The sequence below is a fragment of the Streptomyces huiliensis genome, from assembly GCF_020037025.1.
In the GTDB taxonomy this organism is placed as follows: Bacteria; Actinomycetota; Actinomycetes; order Streptomycetales; family Streptomycetaceae; genus Streptomyces; species Streptomyces huiliensis.
The window spans coordinates 1-2,870 of sequence record NZ_JAIQLH010000273.1; the positions used below are offsets into that span (position 1 = coordinate 1).

Here is a 2,870-nt window from a genome sequence, read left to right on the forward strand (position 1 = left end):
CTCGTCGTCCTCTGGGACGACAACCGCATCTCCATCGAGGGCGACACCCGCATCGCCGTCTCCGAGGACGTCACCGCCCGCTACGCCGCCTACGGCTGGGACGTGCGGACGGTCGACTGGACGGTCACCGGGGAGTACGCGGAGGACGCCCACGCGCTGCACGCCGCCCTCGTCGCCGCCCGCGCCGAGACCGGCCGGCCCTCCCTCGTCGCCCTGCGCACCATCATCGGCTGGCCCTCGCCCGGCAAGCGGAACACCGGCAAGATCCACGGCGCCGCCCTGGGCGCCGAGGAGGCCGCCGCCGCCAAGGCCGCCATGGGCCTCGACCCGGACCTGACCTTCCAGGTCCCCGACGACGTCCTCGCGCACACCCGCGGCGCCGTCGACCGCGGCCGGGCGCTGCGCGACGAGTGGACCAAGCGCTACCGCGACTGGCGCGCCGCCCAGCCGGAGCGCGCCGCCGCGTACGACCGGATCTCCGCCCGCCGGCTGCCGGAGGGCTGGGCCGACGCGCTGCCGGAGTTCGCGCCCGGCCGGGCCGTCGCCACCCGCAAGGCCAGCGGCGACGTGTTGACCGCCCTGGCCGGGGTCCTGCCCGAGCTGTGGGGCGGGTCCGCCGACCTCGCGGAGAGCAACAACACCACCATGGCCGGTGAACCCTCCTTCGTCCCCGAGGAGTTCGCCACCGACACCTTCCCCGGCCACCGCTACGGGCGCACCCTGCACTTCGGCATCCGCGAGCACGGCATGGCCGCGATCCTCAACGGCATCGCCCTGCACGGCGGCACCCGTCCCTACGGCGGCACCTTCCTCGTCTTCTCCGACTACATGCGCCCGGCCGTCCGGCTGGCCGCCATGATGAAGCTGCCCGTCACCTACGTGTGGACGCACGACTCCATCGGCCTCGGCGAGGACGGCCCGACCCACCAGCCCGTCGAGCACCTATGGTCTCTGCGCGGCATCCCCGGACTGGATGTCGTCCGTCCCGCCGACGCCAACGAGACCGTCGCCGCCTGGCGCGGCATCCTCGAACGCACCGACCGCCCCGCCGGCCTCTGCCTCACCCGGCAGGCCCTGCCCGTCCTGGACCGCTCCCCGGAGAGCGGCCTCGCCCCGGCCGACGGCGTCCGCCGCGGCGGCTACGTCCTCGCCGAGGCGGCCGGTGGAGCCCCGGCGGCGGTGCTCGTCGCCACCGGCAGCGAGGTCCACATCGCCCTGGACGCCCGCACGATCCTCCAGGACGAGGGCATCCCGACCCGCGTCGTCTCCATGCCCTGCCTGGAGTGGTTCGAGGAGCAGGCGCGGGAGTACCGGGACGCCGTCCTCCCGCCCGCCGTCCGCGCCCGCGTCTCCGTCGAGGCCGGCACGTCCATCGGCTGGTACCGGCTGCTCGGCGAACTCGGCGAGGCCGTCAGCCTGGAGCAGTTCGGGGCCTCCGCGCCGTACACCACGCTGTACGAGCAGTACGGGCTGACCGCCCAGCGGGTGGCCGCGGCGGCGCGCGACAGCGTGGCCCGGGCGGCGGAAGGGGTGCGCCGGTGATCACGGAACGCGTCGGCCTCACGGCCCGCATCCCCGGCTCCAAGAGCTGCACCAACCGCGCCCTGCTGCTGGCCGCCGCGGCCCCCGGCACCAGCCGCGTCCGCGCCCCCCTGGTCAGCGACGACACCCTCACCTTCCGGGACGCCCTGACCGCCCTCGGCGTCCGGGTCGCCGCCACCCCCGCCGACGAGTGCTGGGAGATCACCGGCCTCGGCCGCGGCCCGGCCGGCGGCGCCCGCGTCTGGTGCGCCGACGCCGGCACGGCCGCCCGCTTCCTGCCGCCCTTCGCGGCCACCGGCGAGGGCGAGTACGTCTTCGACGGCTCCGGCCAGCTCCGCGCCCGGCCGCTCTGGCCGCTCGCCGACGCCCTGGCGGGACTCGGCGCCGAGGTGCGCACGGCGGCCGGCGAGGACGCCCTCATCCGGGTCACGGCCCGGGGCCTGGACGGTGGCGAGATCGGCCTCGACTCGTCGCTCAGCAGCCAGTACCTCAGCGGCCTGCTGATGGCGGCCCCGTTGATGCGCGGCCCGCTGGTCGTGAAGGTGCACCGGCTCGTCAGCCGCCCCTACATCGACATGACGCTCGGCCTGATGCGCCGCTTCGGCGCCGACGTCACCGAGGGCCCGGACGGCCGCATCGAGGTCGGGACGCGTCCCTACGTCCCCGCCGACCTCGTCGTCGAACCGGACGCCTCCACCGCCTCCTACGTCTTCGCCGCCGCCGCGGTGACCGGCCGGACCGTCACCGTCCCCGGCCTCGGCGCCGGCAGCCTCCAGGGCGACCTCGGCTTCGTCGACGTCCTGCGGCGCACGGGCGCGGACGTACGGATCGGCGACAGCGGGACGTCGGTCACCGGCACCGGCCGGTTCCGGGGCGGCTTCTCCGTCGACATGGGCGAGATCTCGGACACCTTCATGACCCTCGCCGCCGTCGCCCCCCTGGCCGACGCGCCGATCACCATCACCGGCATCGCCCACGCCAGGCTCAAGGAGTCCGACCGCATCTCCGCCGTCGCCGGCAACCTGCGCGCCTGCGGCATCCGCGCCGAGGAGGGCCCCGACTGGCTCACCGTCCACCCCGGCGTCCCGCTGCCCGCGCGCATCGCCTGTCACCGGGACCACCGGATCGCCATGGCCTTCTCGGTCCTCGGCCTGGCCGCGCCCGGCACCATCACGCTGGACGACCCGGGCTGCGTAGGCAAGACGTTCCCCGGCTTCCACAACGAGATGCGCCGCCTCTTCCCGGCCTACGAACTGCCGGTCCCCGGCGTCCGGGCGCACTGAACCACCTATGAGGGCAAAGGAGTTGTTCCGTTGAGCAGGTTGCGC

General features: G+C 75.2%; 2 protein-coding genes. Both read left to right on the forward strand.

The window, feature by feature from the left end; translation table 11 throughout:
- A partial coding sequence (locus JNW98_RS30860; protein WP_223771601.1) for a transketolase family protein occupies window positions 1-1,542 on the forward strand: 1,542 nt, incomplete at its 5' end.
- A complete protein-coding gene (gene aroA / locus JNW98_RS30865) occupies window positions 1,539-2,825 on the forward strand; it encodes a 3-phosphoshikimate 1-carboxyvinyltransferase (protein ID WP_223771602.1) in 1,287 nt (428 codons plus the stop codon). The genes JNW98_RS30860 and aroA, both read left to right, overlap by 4 nt.
- Window positions 2,826-2,870: the final 45 nt, after the last annotated feature.